This is a genomic window from Streptomyces sp. NPDC059679, assembly GCF_042734105.1.
In the GTDB taxonomy this organism is placed as follows: domain Bacteria; phylum Actinomycetota; class Actinomycetes; order Streptomycetales; family Streptomycetaceae; genus Streptomyces.
Genome location: NZ_JBHWES010000017.1, coordinates 75907 through 97104, shown reverse-complemented (window position 1 = coordinate 97104; position 21198 = coordinate 75907). Strand labels below are relative to the sequence as shown.

General features: G+C 70.4%; 11 protein-coding genes. 7 read left to right on the top strand and 4 right to left on the bottom strand.

All coding sequences use genetic code 11. The annotated features are described in order from the left end of the window. Positions 1-97: 97 nt before the first annotated feature. Together ACFV2X_RS20135 and ACFV2X_RS20130 are read left to right on the top strand one after the other, a co-directional pair. A complete protein-coding gene (locus ACFV2X_RS20135) occupies positions 98-1150 on the top strand; it encodes an inosamine-phosphate amidinotransferase 1 (RefSeq protein ID WP_385618081.1) in 1053 nt (350 codons plus the stop codon). Continuing rightward, positions 1150-2319 (top strand): beta-methylarginine biosynthesis bifunctional aminotransferase, encoded by a 1170-nt coding sequence (locus ACFV2X_RS20130; protein ID WP_385618078.1) that lies wholly within the window; start codon positions 1150-1152, stop codon positions 2317-2319. Before ACFV2X_RS20135 ends, ACFV2X_RS20130 begins: the two co-directional genes overlap by 1 nt. Here ACFV2X_RS20130 and ACFV2X_RS20125 read toward each other — a convergent pair. Further along, a complete protein-coding gene (locus tag ACFV2X_RS20125; RefSeq protein WP_385618076.1) occupies positions 2316-3350 on the bottom strand; it encodes a 2-ketoarginine methyltransferase in 1035 nt (344 codons plus the stop codon). The genes ACFV2X_RS20130 and ACFV2X_RS20125 overlap by 4 nt on opposite strands. Positions 3351-3488: 138 nt before the next feature. Between ACFV2X_RS20125 and ACFV2X_RS20120 the strand changes: the two genes are divergently transcribed. The 5 genes from ACFV2X_RS20120 (at position 3489) to ACFV2X_RS20100 (ending at position 17590) form a co-directional block, all read left to right on the top strand. Then, positions 3489-9701 carry an amino acid adenylation domain-containing protein gene (locus tag ACFV2X_RS20120; protein ID WP_385618074.1) on the top strand — a complete coding sequence of 2071 codons (6213 nt, stop codon included), beginning with the start codon at positions 3489-3491 and terminating at the stop codon, positions 9699-9701. A 242-nt stretch (positions 9702-9943) separates the two neighbouring features. Beyond that, the gene (locus ACFV2X_RS20115; protein WP_385618072.1) at positions 9944-13075 is read left to right on the top strand and encodes a discoidin domain-containing protein; all 3132 of its coding nucleotides are present in this window, start codon (positions 9944-9946) and stop codon (positions 13073-13075) included. 204 nt (positions 13076-13279) lie between these two features. Next, a complete protein-coding gene (locus ACFV2X_RS20110) occupies positions 13280-15583 on the top strand; it encodes an MMPL family transporter (RefSeq protein WP_385618070.1) in 2304 nt (767 codons plus the stop codon). Positions 15584-15590: 7 nt separating this feature from the next. Then, positions 15591-16901: a sensor histidine kinase gene (locus ACFV2X_RS20105; RefSeq protein ID WP_385618067.1), complete on the top strand. Its 1311-nt coding sequence runs from the start codon at positions 15591-15593 to the stop codon at positions 16899-16901. Then, entirely contained in the window at positions 16898-17590 is a 693-nt protein-coding gene (locus tag ACFV2X_RS20100) for a response regulator (protein ID WP_385618065.1), read from the top strand. The genes ACFV2X_RS20105 and ACFV2X_RS20100 overlap by 4 nt, the downstream gene beginning before the upstream one ends. Before the next feature lie 28 nt (positions 17591-17618). On the opposite strand, the gene ACFV2X_RS20095 is transcribed toward ACFV2X_RS20100, so the two are convergent. The 3 genes from ACFV2X_RS20095 to ACFV2X_RS20085 all read right to left on the bottom strand — a co-directional run bounded on the left by ACFV2X_RS20095 (position 17619) and on the right by ACFV2X_RS20085 (position 21192). Continuing rightward, positions 17619-18842 carry an FAD-dependent monooxygenase gene (locus tag ACFV2X_RS20095; protein ID WP_385618063.1) on the bottom strand — a complete coding sequence of 408 codons (1224 nt, stop codon included), beginning with the start codon at positions 18840-18842 and terminating at the stop codon, positions 17619-17621. After that, positions 18839-20233 carry an MFS transporter gene (locus ACFV2X_RS20090; protein ID WP_385618060.1) on the bottom strand — a complete coding sequence of 465 codons (1395 nt, stop codon included), beginning with the start codon at positions 20231-20233 and terminating at the stop codon, positions 18839-18841. Before ACFV2X_RS20090 ends, ACFV2X_RS20095 begins: the two co-directional genes overlap by 4 nt. Positions 20234-20532: 299 nt before the next feature. Continuing rightward, positions 20533-21192: a TetR family transcriptional regulator gene (locus ACFV2X_RS20085; protein WP_385618058.1), complete on the bottom strand. Its 660-nt coding sequence runs from the start codon at positions 21190-21192 to the stop codon at positions 20533-20535. Between the last annotated feature and the right edge of the window lie 6 nt (positions 21193-21198).

The window sequence follows — 21198 nt, the reverse complement described above, 5'->3', positions numbered from 1 at the left end:
CCGAGATCAAATCCGCAAGGCTTGTCGCCGGGCCGCGGAATCTCCTAGATTGCCCGCAGTCATGACGGCGTATGCGGGCGACGGGGAGGGGTTTGCCGTGACAAATCCGTTTAGTCTGGTCGATGTGCACAACGAGTGGGATCCGCTCGAAGAAGTCATCATCGGCACCGCGGCCGGCGCCCGCGTACCGATCCCCGACAAGGGCCTGTTCACCCTGGAGTACCCGGAATACGGAACGGTCGACAAAATCCCTTCCGGTCCGTATGGGCGCCATATTCTCGAGGAGACCGAGCATGAATTGTCCATGCTCTGTGATGAGCTCACGAAAATCGGTGTGAAGGTCCGGCGGCCCGAGGCCCGCGATCACGCGGCGAAACTCGCCACGCCGGACTGGCAGACCGACGGTTTCTACGACTACTGCCCGCGCGATGTCTTTCTGACCGTGGGCAGCACCGTCATCGAGACCCCCATGGTTCTTCGGTCGAGATTCCTGGAACCCTTCGCCTACAAGAACATGCTGCTTGAGTTCTTTGAAAGCGGAGCGCGATGGATATCGGCGCCGAAGCCGCGGCTCGGCGACGACATGTACGACATGGGCGCCGAGCCCGGACGTCGGCTCGGAAACCTGGAACCCGCATTCGACGCCGCCAACGTGATGCGCTGCGGGACCGATCTGCTGTATCTGGTTTCGGACAGCGGAAACGAACTGGGCTGGAAATGGCTCCAGTCGGCGCTGGGGGACACCTACACGGTTCATCCCTGCCGTGACATCTACACCGGAACCCATATCGACACCACCATCGTCCCGCTCCGGCCCGGACTCGTACTCCTCAATCCTGAGCGCGTCAACGACAAGAACATGCCGGACTACCTCCGCGGCTGGGACCATCTCTGGTGCCCGGAAATGACCGAGACCGAGTATGTGGGGGAGTACCCCTACGGCTCCCCCTGGGTCGGCATGAACCTCCTGGTCATCAGGGAGGATCTGGTGGTGGCGGACGAGCGCCAGCCCGCGCTTCTCCGCGCTCTTGAGAAGCGCGGGATCGACGTCCTTCCGATGCGCCTCACCCACGCGCGCACCCTGGGCGGATCGTTCCACTGCGTCTCCCTCGACATACGCAGAACCGGAACTCTGGAGACGTACCGCTGATGCGATCGGAGTTCATCGAAAAGAACCTCGCGACACCGGCTGTGTCCGCCCTGCAGCGTCGGCTGGCGATCGCCGAGTCGCGGCCCGACGAACCATGGTCGGTTCTCGTGGAGAATGTTCCCTGCTGGCCGGAGGGGAAGCGGCCGGAATCCAGTACGGCTTCTCCGGATTCCGACGACGCTCCGTACTTCTACGCGCCTTCGCAGGGGCTGCCGGTCCTGCGCGAGGCCATAGCCCGGCGCGAGCGCGAGATGTCCGGAAGCGCGGCCGTGCATCCGTCGAACATCGTCGTCAGCGCCGGTGGTATGCACGCTCTGGGGCTTGTGTTCCGGGACAGCGTCGCCAGGGGCTACCGGAAGGCGGTCTGCCAGGCTCCGGTGTTCCGCGGAGTGCACGACGCGATGCTGGCGGCAGGGCTGGCGGTCGAGACGGTCACGCTCACGGGGTCGGCGGAGGACTGGGACGTGCTCGCCCCGATGTGTCGCGAGCCCACGGTCCTGTACGTCAACTTCCCGCACAACCCCACAGGAGCGACGGCGAGTGCCGGGTATCCGCGATTCCTGAGCAGGTTCGCGGATACGCACGATGTCCTCGTGGTCTACGACGCCGTCTACGATTCCTTCTCCTTCGGACCGGAATTCCGTGCTGCTCCCGTCGATCTGGCGGTCAGCAGGCCCGACTTGGTCGTGGTGAACTCCATGTCGAAAAACTACGGACGGCCCGGCGACCGGATCGGCTGGATCACCGGGCATGAAGAGACGGTCGGCCGAATCGTTCCCCGTCTGGAGTGGGAGGCCGTTTCGATCAACAGCCGGGCGCAGCAGCTCGCGGCGGTGGTCATCGGCCATGGAAATGCCGCGCTGGTCGGCGGGGTTCGGGCCGGCCGCGACGCCATACGGCGCGGCGCGGCCGGTCACCACCTCCTTGACGCCCCGCTGCCGAACGGTGGCACCCAGCTCTGGATGGACCTCGGGACGGCCGACGTCGAGGCTTTCGCCGACTTCGCTCTCGACGAATACCGGCTCGTGCTCACGACATCGGAGAACTACGCTCCGGTGATCCCGGGATTCATTCGCTTTCCCACCGGCCTGGCACCCCGGACGATCCGGGAAGGTCTCGCACTGCTCGACCGGGCCATGGCCGCTTGGGAAGTCCGGCAGCGGACCTAACCGGCCTTCCGGACAAGGAAGCCGAGTTCAAGGCCGGTCGAGTCGACCTCCGGGTCAGTGGTCAGGCATTCGACGACCGAACCACCCGCTTCGGCGAAGAGGTCCCGCCAGAATTCGGTGGTCTCGAGCCGCTGCTCCGTCACCTGGTGCAAAAGGTAATAGGGATTGTAGTAGGCCAGCCCCAGGCCATGCCTCATGACAGCGGGGTCGGTAGGCCGGTGGTCGACCTCCACAACGATCAGATAGGACTCCGGCGCCTGCTCCAGAGCGGAGCGCACAAGGTTGACCACTGCCCCGCGGTCGCGCTGTTCCAGTACTTCCTGAAGGGAAAACGCGGTAATGAAGCAGACCGAACGGTGCGGCAGATCGAGTGTGCGGGACAGGAAATCCTGAGCCGTGGACACATCGAACGTCATCTCCGCCCCGCGTCCTTGTTCACGGGAGAGCGCACGGGCGCGCGCGATACTGCTCGCGTCCGGGTCGATGCCGATTCCCCGGCCCCCGTCCGCGCGGATTTCGAGCAGGAACGAGCCGTCCCCGCAGCCGAGATCGACCACGACCGCGGGCTCTTCCGGTAGCAGCGCCAGCAGGCGCCGCACCAGAGGTATGGCATCGTGGCGGCTGATCCCGCAGCTGCCCAGGCCCACCATGCCGCCGTTACGTCCCGCATACGCCTTCGGGTCGGTCATGACGGCCGGCAGTTCGCCAAGGGTCGCGGAATACCCGCCGATCAGCAGCTCGTACCACGGCCGGAACCGACGCGCCTCCTCCCCCTTGTGCGTCAGCCGTGGGGAGGTGTCGGGATCGCGCACGATGCCCTCGGCCGCGAAGTAGCGCAGGAGGCCGAGGAGGCGTTCGGGGTCCATGCTCAACCGTTTCGCCACATCCGCCGGTGACCGGTCGGCTGTCGTCCGGTCGGCAGCCAGTTCGTCCAGCAGCCCGGAGGTCAGGCCGAACTCGATCGCCTGCGCCAGGAAGAAGTGGCGCACCGGTTGCAGCGCCTCTATCAGGCGAGGTTCGAAATCATTCATTTGCGATATATCCCTTTCGAGTGCCCCGCGATTCCGTAAACGTCACAGACGGCATCCTCGGCCGACGTGCCACAGAGCACAATTAAGCTGCGGACCCCAGTAGTTGACGCCATAGTGTGAGCGAAGATTGGCAGGTCGATGGTAATGCCCGAAAAGAAGTCCTCACATGGTCCTGCGGCGTCAACGGCACCTCGCCCTGAGGTGCTGCCGCTGGCCCCGGCGCAGCGTGGCCCGTGGTCCCTGTATCAGCTGAACGGCCCCGATGGGTCGCACAATGTCCCGATGGTGACCCGGATCCCGGGCGTGGTGGACCGGGAGGCGCTCACCGCCGCGCTGACGGACCTCACGGCGCGGCACGAGGCGCTGCGTACGCTCTATGCCGAACGCGAGGGGGTGCCGGTTCAGATCGTCGTTCCCGCCGACCGGGCCCGGCTGCGGCCGCGGTTCACCGACACCACGGCCGAGCAGGCGGAGGATGCCATCGCCCGAGCCTGTGCCCACGCCATCGACCTGTCCACCGATCTTCCCCTGCACGCCGAACTCATCACCACCGGCCCACAGGACGCCACCCTCGTCCTGACCGTCCACCACATCGCCATCGACGCCTGGTCCGTACGCCCGCTACTCAGGGATTTCGACACTGCCTACACGGCGCGCGCGGGTGGCAGGGCGCCACAGTGGGGCCCTGCGCCCCGTTACGCCGATCACGTGACCGCGACAGCGGGCCGACTCGAGCGGCTGGGAGATCGGCAACGCGACTACTGGGCTGATCAGTTGGCCGGCCTGCCCGAGGAGCTGAGGCTGCCCGTCGACCGGCCTCGGGGGCTGGTGCCCGGCCGACAGGCCGCCACCGTGGACTTCACGGTCGGTGCGGAAGCGGCGCGGGCGCTGGGCGAATGGGCCCTCAGCCGAGGCATCAGCATGCCGACGGTGGCGCAGGCAGCCGTCGCCGCCCTGCTGCACCGGGTCGGCGCGGGCGACGACATCCCGTTCTGCATACCGGTCTCCGGCCGACCCCACGGAGAGTCGCGCGACCTGGTCGGCCGCTTCGCGAACACCCTGGTACTGCGCATCGACCTCTCCGGGGACATCGGCTTCGACGACCTTCTCACCCAGGTCCATGCCACGCTCCTGACGGCCCACGAGCACCAGGACCTGCCGTTCGATCCAGCACAGCATCCGCTCTGCCAGGTGATGGTGGGCCCACTCGCGGCGGACGCGTACGACCTCCGGGACGCGTACGACCTCCGGTTCGACCTCGCCTTCGACCTCGCCGAACAGGGGCCCGACGGCCGCCTCCACGGCCGGATCGCCTACCGTCGCGATCTATTCGCCCCGCACATGGCCGAATCGCTCGCACAGCGACTGGTCCGCCTGCTGGAGCAAGTGGCTGCGGTTCCGGAACAGCCCGTGGGCCGACTGGACGTGCTGGTCGCGGACGAGCGAGCGTGGGCCGTGGACGGGTGGAACGACACCGCCCACGAGGTGCCGTCCACGACCCTGCCGGAGCTGTTCCGGGCGCAGGTGGCGCGGACACCCGACGCGACCGCGCTGGTCTTCCGGGGTGAGCGGCTGACGTACGCGGACCTGGACGCACGGGTGGAGCGGCTGGCGCGGGTCCTCGCCGGAAAAGGCGCGGGGCCGGGGGAGACGGTGGCGGTCGCGCTGCCGCGCTCGGTGGAGCTGGTGGCGGCGCTGCTCGCGGTGCACCGTACCGGGGCGGCCTATCTGCCGCTGGACACCCAGTATCCGGCCGAGCGGACCGCCTTCATGCTGGACGACGCCCGTCCGGTCCTCGTCCTGGACGGGGCGGCGCCGGACGGCCCGCCCGGTGAGTTGCCGAAGGCGTACGCCCCGAGCCTGCCGGCGTACGTGATCTACACATCGGGCTCCACCGGCCGGCCCAAGGGTGTGGTCGTGCCGCACGCGGGCATCGTCAACCGACTGCTGTGGATGCGGGACGAGTACGGGCTGAGCGCCGCCGACCGGGTGCTGCAGAAGACGTCCGCGAGCTTCGACGTGTCGGTGTGGGAGTTCTTCCTGCCGCTGATCACCGGGGCCACGCTGGTCGTGGCCGAGCCCGACGGCCACCGCGACCCGGCCTATCTCTCCGAGCTCATCGAGTCCGAGGGGATCACCACGGCGCACTTCGTGCCGTCGATGCTCGAAGCGTTTCTGGACGCGCTCGAGGCAGAGCCGTCAGCGGCCGGGTGCACCACTCTGCGGCGCGTCATCTGCAGCGGCGAGGCCCTGCCGGCGTCGCTCGCCGGACGCTTCCACCAGGTCCTGCCGACCGCCGAGCTGCACAACCTCTACGGCCCGACCGAGGCATCGGTGGATGTGACGGCCGCCCAGGCCATCCCCGGTGCGGAACCGGTTCCCATCGGCCGTCCGGTCTGGAACACCCGGGTCTACGTCCTGGACACGGCCCTGCGGCCGGTGCCTCCGGGTGCCGTGGGGGAGCTCTACCTCGCGGGTGCACAACTGGCCCATGGCTATCTGTCCCGCCCCGGGCTGACCGCGGGGCGGTTCGTGGCCGACCCGTACGGCGACGGCTCGGGCGCCCGCATGTACCGCACCGGTGACCTGGGCCGACGGACCCGCGACGGCGTGCTGGAGTTCCTGGGCCGGGTGGACGACCAGGTCAAGGTGCACGGCTTCCGGATCGAGCCCGGGGAGATCGAGGCGGCGCTGGGCGCGCACGAGTCGGTGGCCCGCGCCGTCGTGGTGGCCCATGAACAGCGGCTGCTGGCGTATGTGGTGCCCGCGCCGGGCCGGGTGCCGAACGCCACCGAGCTCCGCGATCACGTCCGGTCGGCGCTTCCCGAGTACATGGTCCCGTCCGCCGTCATCGCCCTCGACGCCCTGCCGCTCACGCCGAACGGCAAGCTGGACCGCAAGGCCCTTCCGACGTCCCCGGCGCATGCCCCGGGCCCCGATGGGGCAGCGGCCCTGGGCGAGCCCGAACGGGCGCTGGGCGCGATGTTCGCCGAGGTTCTGGGCATGACCCGGGTCGGCCCCGACGACAGCTTCTTCGACCTGGGCGGTCATTCTCTGCTCGCCATCCGACTGATCAACCGCATCCGTGTCCGGTTCGGCGTCCGGCTGAAGGTGCGCACCCTGTTCGAAGCGCCGACCGTCGCCCAACTGGCCCCGCGCCTCGCCGAGGAGTCGGCCGACCGGACACCACCGGGGGTGGTGGCGGTCGTGCCGCGCCCCGAGGTGCTGCCGTTGGCCCCCGTCCAGCGTGGCCTGTGGTTCCTCCATCAGCTGCACGGCCCCGATGCGACGCACAATGTCCCGATGGTCACCCGGATCCGGGGGACGGCGGACCGCGACGCACTGACCGCGGCACTGGCCGACCTCACGGCACGGCACGAGGCCCTGCGTACGCTCTATGCCGAACGCGAGGGGGTGCCCGTTCAGATCGTCGTTCCCGCCGACCGGGCCCGGCCGCGGCCGCGGTTCACCGACACCACGGCCGAGCAGGCGGAGGATGCCATCGCCCGAGCCTGTGCCCACGCCATCGACCTGTCCACCGATCTTCCCCTGCACGCCGAACTCATCACCACCGGCCCACAGGACTCCACCCTCGTCCTGACCGTTCACCACATCGCCATCGACGCCTGGTCCATGCGGCCGCTGACCGCCGATCTGGCCCGTGCCTACGCGGCCCGCACCCGGGGTGAGGCCCCCGACTGGGAGCCGCTGCCCGTCCAGTACGCGGACTACGCGCTCTGGTACGAGGACGCGCTGGGGGACGCCGGCGATCCGGACGGTCCGCAGAGCCACCAGCTCGACTACTGGCGTACGGCCCTGACCGGCCTGCCCGAGGAGCTGACGCTGCCCGCCGACCGGCCCCGCCCGGCCCGCGTTTCCCGCCGCGGCGGCCAGGTCGAACTGCCGATCGACCAGGCACTGGACCAGCGGCTGCGACAGCTGGCCAGGACCCACGGGGTCACCCCCTTCATGGTGGCCCAGGCCGCCCTGGCCGCCCTCTTCACCCAGCTGGGCGCCGGCACCGATATCCCGCTGGGCGCCGTCGTCGCGGCACGCCCCGACCACACCCTGCACGACCTCGTCGGCTATTTCCTCAACACCGTGGTCCTGCGCACCGACACCAGCGGCGACCCCGCCTTCTCCGATCTGCTCGCCCGGGTCCGCGCGACCGATCTGGCCGCCTTCGAACACCAGCAGTTTCCCTTCGACCGCCTCGTGGAAGAGCTCCAGCCGACTCGCTCCCCGTCACGCAATCCCCTCTTCCAGACGGCACTTGTCTGGACCGACGCCACCAGCGCCGCCCTCGAGCTGCCCGGCCTTCGCTGCGAGCCCGGCCCGGCGCCCCTGGACGTCGCGAAGTTCGACCTCGAATTCGAGTTCAGCGAGCGCCGCGGCTCCGGGCTCAGGCTGAGCGTCGGATACGCGACGGACCTCTACGCCCCCGCGACCGCGCTCAGCCTGGCCCGGCGGCTGATCCAGCTGCTCGAGCAGGCAACGGCCGCCCCCGACGCCCGGCTCAGCACCTACCAGGTGCTCCTCCCCGACGAGAGGAAGCGGATCCTCGCCGAGTGGGGCCGTGGCACCGAGGTCGAGCCGGCGACCATCCCCGACCTGTTCCAGAAGCAGGTGCGGCAGCGACCGGGCGCCATCGCCGTCGAGGACGGCGACGGGGGAGTCACGTACGCCGAGTTGAGCCGATGCGTCAACCGGCTGGCACGCTATCTGATCGGGCGCGGAGTGGGTCCCGAGGTCCCCGTCGCCGTGTCTGCGGAGCGCGGCCCCGGCCTCCTGGTGGCCATGCTGGCGGTGCTCACCGCGGGCGGGGTGTACCTGCCGATCGACCCGGCGTATCCCCCGGCGCGCATGGCCTTCATGCTGGCGGACACCGCGGCCACGATGGCGCTGGTGGACGACCCCGCGCGGCTCGGCGGTGCGGACATCGAGGTCATCGTGGTGGACGGCCTCGACCTGGCGGGCTTCCCCGCCACGGAGGTGAGCGACGACGACCGGCTCGGTCCGCTGCATATCGCCTCCACGGCATATGTGATCTACACATCCGGCTCCACGGGGGTGCCCAAGGGCGTCGCGGTCCCCCACACCGGGATCGCCCGGCTGATCAGCACCCACACATCCGCCTTGGGAGTCGGCCCGCAGAGCGTGGTGCTGCAGTTGGCCTCGATCGGCTTCGACGCGTCCGTGTGGGAGATCGGCATGGCCCTGCTCACCGGCGCGAGGCTCCGGTTCATCCGGCCCGAGGCACTCGTCGAGGCCGAGCACGGCAGTACGCCCGCCCACGGCGCGACGCACGTGTGGATCTCGCCGACGCTGCTGTCCGCGCTGCCCTCGGCCGCCGTGCCGGCCGGAACGACGATCGTCACCGGGTCCGAGGCGGTCCCGCAGATGGTGGCTGACCTCTGGTCCGTCGACAACCCGTTGTTCAATCTCTACGGGCCGACCGAGGTCACCGTGGGATCCACCGGCGCATTCCTGGCCCCGGGCCGCTCCGTCACCATCGGCGGACCCATCGCCGGCACTCAGGCATACGTCCTGGACGACGCTCTGCGGCCGGTGCCGCCCGGAGTGGACGGCGAGCTGTATCTCGCGGGCGCGGGCGTGACCCGGGGATACGCCGGACGGGCGGGACTCACGGCCAGCCGCTTCGTCGCGTGCCCGTTCGGCGCGGCCGGGGAACGGATGTACCGGACCGGCGACATGGTCCGCTGGACGGCCGACGGCAACCTGCTCTACCTGGGCCGTACCGACGACCAGGTCAAGCTCCGCGGCTTCCGGATCGAGCCGGGAGAGATCGAAGCCACCCTGACGGCCCTGCCCGGGGTACGGCGTGCCGCGGTGACACTGCGCGAGGACCGGCCCGGCGACAAACGACTCGTCGCCTACGTGACATCGGACACCGGCGCCGCACTGGACACGTCCGCGCTCGCCGACCGGCTCGCCGAGCGCCTGCCAACGTACATGGTGCCGTCGGCCTTTGTGCAGCTGGAGGCACTGCCGCTGACCATCAACACCAAGCTGGACCGTGCCGCGCTGCCCGCCCCCGGCCACGCGGCCGCCTCGACCTCCCAACACCCCCGCAACGCCCGGGAAGAAGCCCTGTGCAAGCTCTTCGCCGACATCCTGGGGGTACCCGCTGTCAGCCGGGACGACGGTTTCTTCGAGCTGGGCGGGCACTCACTGCTCGCCATGCTCCTGGTCAACCGCGTCCGCGCGCGGTTTGGGACCAGCCTTGACCTGCAGACCGTCTTCGAGGCCCCCACAGTCGCCGAACTGGCGCCTCACCTGGACAATGGCCGACGCGCTCGCCCGGTGCTGCGCCCCAGGGACAAATCCTGACGCGAGCGTGCGTATCGGGCGGGTGTTGGAGACCTTGAGTTCGCGGGCCAGGGCACTTCGGCCTGGAACTCGTCGCCGTCTGACGCCATTGCGCACGACCCCCGGCACGGCCGGTGGGCGGCCCTGCCCCCACCGGTCGACGAGGGCTGACGTCACACCCGTTGACGCGCGGACCGGAACCGTCGAAGAATGTGCGGCACCGCTGCTCTGACAACGTTGTCCAGCCTTTGAGGTGTCGTTCCGTGTCGCACCAGTCCCTGCCCCTCGACCGCCGCCGCTTTCTGCGCCTCACCGGTCTCACGGGCGCGCTGGCCGCCCTGCCCCCGCTCACCGGAGCCGCGAGCGCCCACGCGGCGCACGGCCGTACGGACACACCGCCCGACGCCGTCGCGGCCACCTACCTGCGGGTGCTCCTGGACCACACCCGGTGGTCCGAGACGCAGTGGGACGAGGCCCAGGGCCACTACCGGGCCAAGGACTTCGGGTTCGCCGTGGTCCTCGGCAACGCGGTCCTGCTCACCCACGGCAGCTACGACGCGGCGCGCGCGGGCACCGACCGGGAGACCCTCACGCGGCGCACGCTCGCCACCATCCGTCATTTCGCCGCGTCGAACCGGCTCACCGGCGGCGACGAGTGGGGCCGCACACTCTTCTTCGACACCACCTTCCAGTCGTACTTCGTCCTCGCCGCCCGGCTGCTGTGGAACGACCTCGACACCGCGACGCAGCAGAACGTCGAGACCATCGTCCGCGAACAGGCCGCCTACACCGTGTCGTTGGGCAGCGGCGACGACCCCGCCTCGGGCGACTGGACACCGAACGGCCTGAGCGGCGGACACGTCGGCGACACCAAGCTGGAAGAGATGGGCCTGTACGCGCAGACCCTCGCACCGGCGCTCGCGTGGGCCCACGACGACCGCCGCGCCGCCGACTGGGCCATGTGGTACGGCATCTGGTCGCGCAACGAGGCGGGGCTGCCGCCCGCCGACCTCGCCAACCCCGCCCGCGTGGACGGCGTCGCCGTCTCCGAGAACACCGCCCGCAACCTGTACGACACCTTCATCGTCGAGAACCACGGCTCCTTCGGCCCGCACTACCAAGAGGAGCTGTGGCGCACCTCCGGCCGCAACGCCGCGCACTTCCTGGCCGCCGGACGCCCTCTCCCGCAGGTCCTCGCGCGGCAGCCGAACGCCCAGCCGCTGTGGCGCACGCTGCTGGGCGTCATGAGCGACGCGGGCGAACCGCTGATGCCGATGGTCAACGACCGCGAACACCTCTACGGCAGGGACGTGATCCCGCTCGCCTTCCTCTCCCAGGTGATGCGCGACCGGGCCGCGGCACGCGCGGAGCGGGAGCTGGCGGCGCGGCTGGAGGCGTACCAGCAGTACCCGCCCGAGCACCGGATGGCGAAGTTCTCGGGGGAGCCGAAGTACGAGCCGGAGGCCCGCGCCGAGATCGCGATCAGCTACCTGCTGCACGTGTGGGCGGCGGCGTCCGGGCGGCCCGTCGAGGCGCTGTCGCGCGAGGAACTGTTCGCGCGGGCCTCCGGTGTCAGGGACTTCGGGACCGGCCCCGGACTGGTGTCGCACCAGTCGCGGGCCGCGTGGGCCGGTGCCGTGACGAAGCCCGGGTTCGTGAAGTTCGCCTGGCAGCCGGGCCACGACGACTGGCTGTTCCGGCTCAGCGGCGCGACCCCGATGTTCCTGCCCGCCACCGCCGCGAAGGTCCAGGGCCGTACCGTGCGCGTGTACGAGTCCCTGCGCGACGGCTTCGACGGCAGCGCGACGCTCCTGCGCCTCGACGGCGGCTGGGCCGGGTTCGCGACGCTCCCGACGGGCGCCGTCGTCTACGCGAGCAGCGGCACCGCCGACGCGGAGGGCCACCTCGACGTGCACAACTTGACGATGCCCGGCATGCCGGGGCTCGACGGCGCGCGCACCTACCGCTTCGAGGAGGGCGAGGCGACCGTCCGCGCCCGCGACACCTCCACCGGCACACCCGCCGGACGGGTCGACGACCTCGGCTTCACACCCACGACGGTGCGCCACGTCCGTATGCTCGGCGTACGGCCCGACCCGGCCTACGGGTACTCCCTGTACGCCTTCGAAGTGCGCGACGGCGCCCAGGGCGCGGACCTCGCACGCGGCGGGTCCGCCACCGCCTCGTCGGCCGACGCCGGGAAGGGCGCGCCGCTCGCGGTCGACGGCGACGCGGCCACCCGCTGGGCGGTGTCGAGGGCCGACCGTCCGCGCGCCGACAGCTGGCTGGCCGTCGACCTCGGCGCCGAGCGCCGGATCGACCGGGTCACCCTGCGCTGGGAATCGGCGGCCGGCCGCGCCTACCGCATCCAGGGTTCCACGGACGGCCGGGACTGGAGGGACCTGGCGACCGGGCCGAGGCCGGCGGTGAGCAGCCGCGGCGGCTGGCTCGACGTCGAGGGACGCGCCGGACTCGTGGTACGTGACGGCCGGAACCCGATCGGCGTCTACGACGACACGATCGTCCTCGGCGACGGCCCGGCGGCACCTCTCCTCGTCGAGGGCTTCCCCGCCGGGTCGGCCGGGAACCTGCGCGCGATCGCTCAGGGGACCGCGCCCACGGCGGAGGCCACCGAGGTGCGCACGACGCTGACGGACGGGCACCTGACCCTGTTCAACCTCTCCGGCGAGCCCGTCAGGACGCGGATCACGATCCCGAGCACCGGCACGGACACGGTGGTCTTCGAGGGCACGCAGAGGCTGACCGCCGACGGCACGTCCTTCGAGGCCGCGCTGCCCGCCGCCACGGCGGTCGTGCTGGCCCCGCGCTTCACGCTCACCCCCCTCACGAGCCGACGCCTGCCGTCGGGCCTGCGGGTCCAGGTCGTCGACGGCGCGACCGTGCGCCTGTCCGGGGCCTCCTGCGCCCTGCGCGTCAGGGCCCAGGGGCGCAGCAGGGTCGCCGTCGTCAGAGCGGGCCGGACGATCACTGTCGTCCTGGCCGGGGCGGCCGCCCACCCGTACGACGACCTGGCCCTCGGCAGGACCGTCTTCCCCACCAGCCCGCTGCCGGAGGGCATGTCCGACCCCGCCGCGGCGGTGGACGGCGACGCCGGCACCGCGTGGCAGCCGGGCACGCGCGGCCGCATGGTCGTGGACCTCGGCGCGGCCCGCCCGGTCCGCCTGGTGGAGGCCGAGTGGACGGCGGGCGCGGCGTCGGACGCGAAGGTCGGCTTCAGCACGGACGGCATCACCTACCGGGACGCCGGGTCCCTCACCGGCCGGGGCCCCGTGCGCCGGCTGACCGCTTCCGAGACGGCCCGCTACGTCAGCCTCGACGTGGACGGGTCGGCGCATGCGCCGGAGTCACGCCTGCGGCGCCTGACGGTGCGCTGACCGCTCCATTGCGGTCAAGCCCCGCCCGGGCCCGAGTCGGCCCGTAGTGCGTAGGCACCAGGACAGGGGAGTGGCTGGTCCGGGTGCACCAGGGGAAGACGGCGGCCAGGGACGATGCCCGGAGGGGCGTCGGAGGGAAGGGTTGGAGGCGCGTGAATCCCGCGCATTTCCCCCTTGCCTAGCGGTGTCTGGAGTGATCAACAGGTGGCGACATTTCTTTACCGGATCGGACGGTGGGCCTTCCGGCGCCGTCGGCTCGTGGGTGGTGTGTGGCTGGGTGTTCTGGTGCTGGCCGTCGTCGCCGCCGCCGTGGCGCCGGAGGGGAAGGACGAGGACCTCTCCATGCCCGGCACCGAGTCGCAGAAGGCGTTCGACCTGCTGGACGAGCGCTTCCCCCAGAGCAACTCCCAAGGCGCCGAGGCCCGCTTGGTGTTCCGGGCCCCGGCCGGGCAGCGGGTGACGGCCAGGGAGAACAAGGCGGCCGTCGAGGACACGCTCCGCTCGGTGGACGGGGGCGCTCAGGTCGCGTCGACCACCGACCCCTATGAGACCGGCGCGGTCAGCGAGGACGGCACCATCGCCTACTCCACGATCACCTACACCGCGGACGCCGTCGACCTGGCCGAGCCGACGAAGAGCGCCCTCGAGGACGCCGCGAACCGGGCCCGGGACGCGGGGCTGACCGTGGAGATCGGCGGCTCGGCCCTGGACTCGGAAGAGGAACCGGGCGGTACGACGGAGATCATCGGCGTGGCGGTGGCGGCGGTGGTGCTGGTCCTCGCCCTCGGGTCGCTGGTCGCGGCCGGATTGTCGCTGCTGACCGCCTTCGTGGGCGTGGCCATCGCCTTCGGCCTGGTCTCCGCGCTGGCCGTGCCGCTTGGCCTGACGTCCACCGTCGCCATCCTGGCGCTGATGCTGGGGCTGGCGGTCGGCATCGACTACGCACTCTTCATCACCTCCCGCTTCCGCGATGAACGCGCCCAGGGCAGCGAGCCGGAGGAGGCTGCCGGGCGGGCGGTGGGCACGGCCGGATCCGCCGTCGTCTTCGCCGGCGCGACCGTCTTCATCGCCCTGGTCGGGCTGGGGGTCGTCGGAATCCCCGAACTCACCAAGATGGGCATGGGCGGCGCGGGCGCCGTGGCCCTTGCCGTACTCGTCGCACTGACCCTGGTCCCCGCGCTGTTCGGCTTCTTCGGCCGCCGGGTACTGTCCCGCGCCGTCCGCAAGGGCACCCGGCCGGGAAGCGAGCGCCCGGGAAGCGAGCGCTGGGGACATGAGCGCCCGGGAAGCGAGCGCCCGCACCCGGCGCCCACCGCGGCCGGCCGGCCCGGGCTCGGCACCCGCTGGGCGCGGTTCGTGCTGCGCCGGCCGGCGGCCGTGCTGCTGATCGCCGGACTCGGTCTCGGCGCCGTCGCCGTACCGGCGCTCAGCCTCGAACTCGGGCTGCCCGGAGACGAGTCCAAGTCGGTGGAGACCACCCAGCGCCGCGCCTACGACCTGCTGTCAGAAGGCTTCGGTCCCGGCTTCAACGGCCCCTTGACCGTGGTCGTGGACACGTCGGAGTCTTCGGGGTCCGGGGACACCAGGGCCACCACGGACCTGGTCGCCAAGACCGTACGGGGAGTGGACGGGGTCGCGTCGGTCGGTGATCCGGTTCTCAGCCGGGGCAAGGACACGGCCGTCCTCACCGCCGTCCCGCGGACCGCGCCGAACAGCGGCGAGACCAAGGACCTGGTGCACGCGATCCGGGGCGCGGTCTCCGGCGTCGAGGCCGACACGGGCGCCGACATCCTGGTGACCGGCACCACCGCGATGAACATCGACATTTCCGAAGCCATGTCCGACGCCCTCATCCCCTATCTGACCGTGGTCATCGGCCTGGCGGTGCTTCTGCTGATGGTGGTCTTCCGCTCGGTCCTGGTCCCGGTCAAGGCCGCGCTCGGCTTCCTGCTGTCGGTGGGTGCCGCCTTCGGCGTCCTCGTCGCCGTCTTCCAGTGGGGCTGGGCGGCAGACCTGGTCGGCATCGAACAGACCGGACCGGTCATGTCGCTGATGCCGATTCTCATCATCGGAATAGTGTTCGGCCTCGCCATGGATTACGAGGTCTTCCTCCTCACCCGGATGCGGGAGGCGTACGTCCATGGCGCGTCCCCCGGCGAGGCGATCGTCAGCGGTTTCCGGCACAGCGGACGAGTGGTGGCCGCGGCGGCGATCATCATGATCAGCGTGTTCGCCGGATTCATCGGGATGAGCAGCCCGACCATCCAGACGATGGGCGTCGGCCTGGCCGCCGCCGTCGCCTTCGACGCCTTCGTGGTCCGGATGGCGATCGCCCCCGCGGTCCTGGCACTGCTCGGCCACCGGGCCTGGTGGCTGCCCCCTATCCTGAACCGTGTGCTGCCGAATGTGGATATCGAGGGTGAGAAACTGAGCAGGCATGTCCCGGCCTCCGCGGCCGAGTTGGACGCGGCGGTGCCGCGGCTCCCCGTCGGCCGGCACCGGCACTGATCCGGTCATGACGAACACGGGTGGCGGTGGCCCGCGACCGCGCGGCACGTGGTGGCGGGAGGCAGCGGTCACGGCGACGGCGTTCGCGCTCTGTCTGCTCGGCGGTGTGCTGCGGGACGACGGCAGGACGCTGTCACCGCCGCCTGCCGCCGCCTACTTCATCGCCGTGGTGTCCTGTGCCGTGCTGCCGGTGCGGCACCGGGCGCCCCTGGCCGCCATGGCGGTCACCACCGCGAGCGGCATGCTGGTGCCGTCCTTGGGTCTCCTGCTGAGCCCGCTCATCGTGGCCCCCGCCGTGATCACCGCCTACTCGCTCACCGCGCGCACCGAACGGCACGCGGCGAGCGCGGTGTCGCTCACCTCCGCGGCGCTGCTGGTCGCCTCCGCCCCCTTGTTCGGGGCCCTCTCGTGGAAGGACGCGAGCAGGGTGGGAGCGGTGGCGGCGTTCCCGCTGGTGGCCGGCGTACTCGGGCACTCGGCGCAGAACCGACGGGCCTACCTGGCGGCCGTGGAGGAGCGGGCCCGGCGGGCCGAGCAGAGCCGGGACAGCGAGGCGCGCCGGAGAGTATCCGAGGAACGGGTACGCATCGCCCGGGAGTTGCACGACCTCGTGGCCCATCAGATCACCCTGGCCAACGCGCAGGCCACGGTCGCCGCCCACCTCTTCGACGCCCGCCCGGAGCAGACCCGCAAGAGCCTGAAGGAGCTCGTCGAGACCACCGGCCACGCGCTCGACGAACTGCGGGCCACGGTCGGTCTGCTGCGTCAGTCCGGGGACACGGCCGCGACCGGCGAACCGGCGCCCGGGCTGGCCCGGCTTCCCACGCTCCTCGAGTCCTTCCGCCGCGCGGGTCTGGAGGTGTCGGTGCACCAGGAGGGCACGGCCAGGCCGCTGCCGCCGGGAGTGGACCTCACCGCCTACCGCATCGTCCAGGAGGCCCTGACCAACGTGACCAAGCACGCCGGTACCGGTAGCGCCCGGGTACGCCTCGCCTGGAACCGCGATCGTGTGACCATCACCGTCGCCGACGACGGAGGGGGCACCCGTACGGCGCCGACCGCATCCACGAGTCCGAGTGCGTCCGCGGCGGCGGACCGTCCGCCTGGTTACGGTCTGATCGGGATGCGTGAACGTGCCACCGCGGTCGGGGGACACCTCTCCGCGGGCAGGCGCCCGGAGGGCGGCTTCCTCGTCTCCACCCAGCTGCCCCTCCCGCCCGCCAAGGACACGACGCGGAAGACTGACGGAGCGACAACCAACGAGGGGCAGATGGCCGGCGGAGTAACAGGCGACGGAGCGGCCGGAGGTGCGCCGTGACGCTCCGGGTGCTGCTCGCCGACGATCAGGCCCTGCTGCGCGGTGCCTTCCGGATGCTTCTCGACAGTGCCGACGACATCACCGTGGTCGGCGAGGCCGCCGATGGTAGGGAGGCGGTGAGACTCACCCGGGAGCTGCGCCCGGACGTGGTGATCATGGACATCCGGATGCCCGAGGTGGACGGTCTCACCGCCACGTCGGAAATCTGCGCGGACCCGGAACTGCGTGCCAGCCGCATCCTGATCCTCACCACGTACGAGACCGACGAGTACGTCGCTCAGGCGCTGCGCGCGGGGGCCGGCGGCTTCATCGGCAAGGGCATCGGGGCCGAGGACCTGCTGGACGCCGTGCGTACGATCGCCGACGGCGACACTCTTCTGTCCCCCGCCGCGACCCGCTCCTTGGTCGCCCGTTTCCTGGCCACACCGGACGACGCCCCGTCGCGCCACCCCGAACAGCTCGCCGTGCTCACCCCGCGCGAACGCGAGATGGTGGCCCTGGTCGCGACCGGCCTGTCCAACCAGGAGATCGCCGAGCGGATGTTCCTCAGCCCCTTCACCGTCCGCGCCCATGTGCAGCGCGCCATGACGAAGCTGGAGGCCCGCGACCGGGCGCAACTGGTCGTCATCGCCTACCGGACGGGCCTGGCCCACGCCACCCCCGACGGCGGCACCGACCGCCTGGCGTAGTCCCACAGGCGGTCGGTGCCGTATCAGGTCACGGCGTCGGGGCGAATTCGGGCAGCGTAAGGGCTGAGTGGGCGGGTCGTGGTGTCGCGGAGGGCATGGCGACGAGGCCACGCAGCATGGTGTTGCGTTGCTCCAGGGCCCGCACCGTGGTGGGGAAGAGGGTGGCCGCACCGTTGTCGACCAGTGCCTGATTCATGGCTACGAACTCGCGAACGTCGCGTTCGTAGGCGGCGAAGGCGGCAGTGTGGTCCCGGTGCGTGGCCAGGGCGTTGGCGAGCATGTAGGCACCGACCAGCGCAAGGCTTGAGCCTTGTCCGGTGAGGAACGAGGGTGCGTACGCGGCGTCGCCGACGAGCGCGACGCGGCCGCTGGACCAGTGCGGCATGCGGATCTGACCGGCCGTGTCGAAGAACAGACCATCCGCGTCGCGCATGGCGTTGACCATGCCGGGGACCTCCCAACCCGCGCCTGCGAAGACCGTGGCGACCAGGTCCCGCTGGGCGTCGGGGTTCCGGAGGGCATCGAACGGCGGCTCTGGCTGGTGAAAGTTCAGGAAGGCGTGCAGTTCGTCGTTGTCCCCGACGGCGTAGAGGGCAGCGGCTTTCCCCGGGGTGTTCCACATCATGAGCTCGCGGGAGAGCCCGAAGGTGTTCGGCATGGTGAAAATGGCGAAGCAGTAGCCGAGGTAGCGGTGGAACCGCTCTTCGGGGCCGAACAGGGACTCCCGGGTATGTGAGTGCATCCCGTCGGCGCCGACCACCAGGTCGAAGGTGCGCCGTTGCCCACTGCGGAAAGTCACGTCGACCCCTTGTTCGGACTGGTCGAGGGTGTCGATGGAGTCGTTGAACAGGAACTCCACGTCGTCGCGGACTATCGCGTAGAGGCTCGCGGCCAGATCCCCACGACGCACCTCGAGGTCCTGTCCCTCGACACCGCCGGCAACGGCGCGCGGGCTGAGCGAGGCCACTTCAGTGCCATCGGCGTCGAGGAAAGTGCAGCGACGCGAGTCGATGTGCGCGTCCCGCAGTTGCGGCAGTATCCCCATCCGACGGACCACCTCTATCGCGGTACCGCGGACATCGATCGGGTAACCACCGGCGCGCAGTGCTCCTGCCTTCTCCACCACGGTGACCGCGCATCCGGACCGGTGCAGCCAGTACGCAAGGGCGGGCCCGGAGATACTGGCCCCGGAGATCAGAACTCTGCGCTTCGCGGGAGTACTCACATCCATCGACAGACCTGTAGGTGTCATGCCTGGGTTCCTTTCTTCGTGATACGGACAACGAGCAGTGACAATGCGGCGACGAGGCCGGCGACGGCGAAACCTGTGACGAAGGCCGATTCGGTCGGCTGGCCCGTCATCGAGTCGGCCCCGGCGTCGAGGAACGCGCCGGCGACCTGGGAGCCCACGGCGACGCCGATCACGCGTGTCACCACGAGCAGGCTGGTGGCGATGCCGGTGTCCCTGGTCTCGACGGCGGTGGCGGTTCGGGTGAGCAACGCCGTGGTAGCGATGCCCGCGCCGATAGCGGCCAGCACCTTCGCGAGGACGAGCTGCCACTCCGCGGTGTGCAGCGACACCACGGCGATCATCGTGCCCGCCGTGACGACGGCGCCCATGATGAGCACGGCACGCAGACCGAAACGCCGCGCCGCGATCCCGCCGACCGAATCGCTCACCGCCCCGGCGATGGCGCCGGGCAGCAGGAACAGTCCGATGTCGGTGGTGCCGGCTCCGAAGCCGTACCCGTCGGCCGATACCGCGAACAACTGCGGGAGCAGAAAGGCCACCATCCCGAAACTGGTGGTGATGACGAGGGTGAGCACGCACGAATGCCACATCGCAGGCTTTGCCAGCATGCGCAGATCGACCATCGGCGAGGCCGCCCGGCGCTCGACGGCGACCCATCCGGTCGCGAGGGCGGCCACGGCCACCGCGATGGCACCGACCGCGAGTGGCGGCAGTCCGGCGCCCGTCACCTTCACGAGCCCGAGCATGAACGTGAGCAACGTGCCGCTCAGCAGAACCATGCCAGGCCAGTCGATCCTGTTGTCCGACTGGACCGGCGGATCATGCGGCATCAGCCGAGCCACGACCAACGTCATCGCGATGATCGCGATCGTCGGCAGCGCGAACATCCAATGCCAGGACAGTCCTTCCGCGATCGGCCCGGCAAACAGCGTTCCGACCATGCCGCCGCCCGTGAACAGTGCCATGACCACCCCGAGAGCCAGCTGTGACTCTCCTGTCGGGAGGTGTTTGCGCACCAGGATGAACGAGAGGGGCAGCGCACCCACCATGACGCCCTGCAGTACCTGACCGAGCAACAACACCGGCAGGTTCGGCGCCAGGGCGGCCAACAGACCACCGGCCGAGACCACGGCCATCAGCCGGACCAGCACCCGCTTTCCGCCGTAGCGGTCGCCGAGTTTGCCCGCGACGGGTGCGACGACCGCGCCGGTGACGAGTAACGTGTTGCCGATCAAGGCCCCTTCGGCGGGGCTGACCCCCATCTCACGCTGCAGCAGCGGGAGTGCAGGCTCCACCACTGACTGCAGGGTGCCGAGAGCGAGTGCCAGGATGCCGAGCGCACCGATCGACAGCCTCTCGATGCGGACCGGGGAAACCACAGCTTCGGACATGGACGTCCTTTTCATCGTTGGTTGCGAGCAAGCGCGTGGACCTGCTTGATCCGTGCGCTGCCACCGCTGGGCAAGGGGAAACGCGCGGGATTCACGCGCCTCCAACCCTTCCCTCCAACGCCACTTCCGGACATCGTCCCTGGCCGCCGTCTTCCCCTGGTGCCCCCGGACCAGCCACTCACCTGTCCTGGTGCCTACGCACTACAGGCCGAATCGGGGCGGGGCGCTCCGTGCCGGACGGTGTTGGTGCTGCGTGCTCTTGCCGATCCGGAGACGGGGCGGGGGCGGAGGAGATGCGCTCAGTGCGGAACCTGTGGGACCCACCGGCCCTCGAGTGTCGGCAGGAGCAGGTCGAAGTGGTCCTCGATCGTCTGCGCGACCGCGTCGAGATCGGCATCCTCGTCAAGGCCCCAGCAGCGACTGGCCACTCGTGTCACCGCGGTGAAGACGGCCACCACCAGCTTGGGACGGGGATCGGTGTCGTAGTCGACGCCCTCCCTTCGGGCGATTTCCCGGCCGAGGCGTTCCTCGAACGCCATGGTGCGCTGTGCGTGCGCGGCGCTCAGGCCCGGAGCGGTCTCGATGATGCGCAGGATCCGGGCGAGTGCGGTGACTCCGCTGATCCGCTCGGTCTGCTCTTTGACGTCTGCCCAGGTCTCCCGCACCGATCCGCGCAGCGCATCCAGCGGGCCTTCGCTCGGGGGGCGTTGGGCGAGCAGTTCCAGGACACGCTCGTCGATCTCGGTCACGGGGGCGAGGGCGACGTCCTCTTTGCCGGCGAAATAACGAAAGAACGTGCGCGGTGACACGTTGACGGCGGTGACGATCTCGTCCACCGTCGTCTTCTCGTAACCCTGTTCCGTGAACAGGCTGATCGCGGAGCGGATCAGCGAGTCGCGGGTGAGTTGCTTCTTCCGTTCCCGCAGTCCGGGTTCGCCCGCCTCGGCTCCCAGCTTCACCTGTGG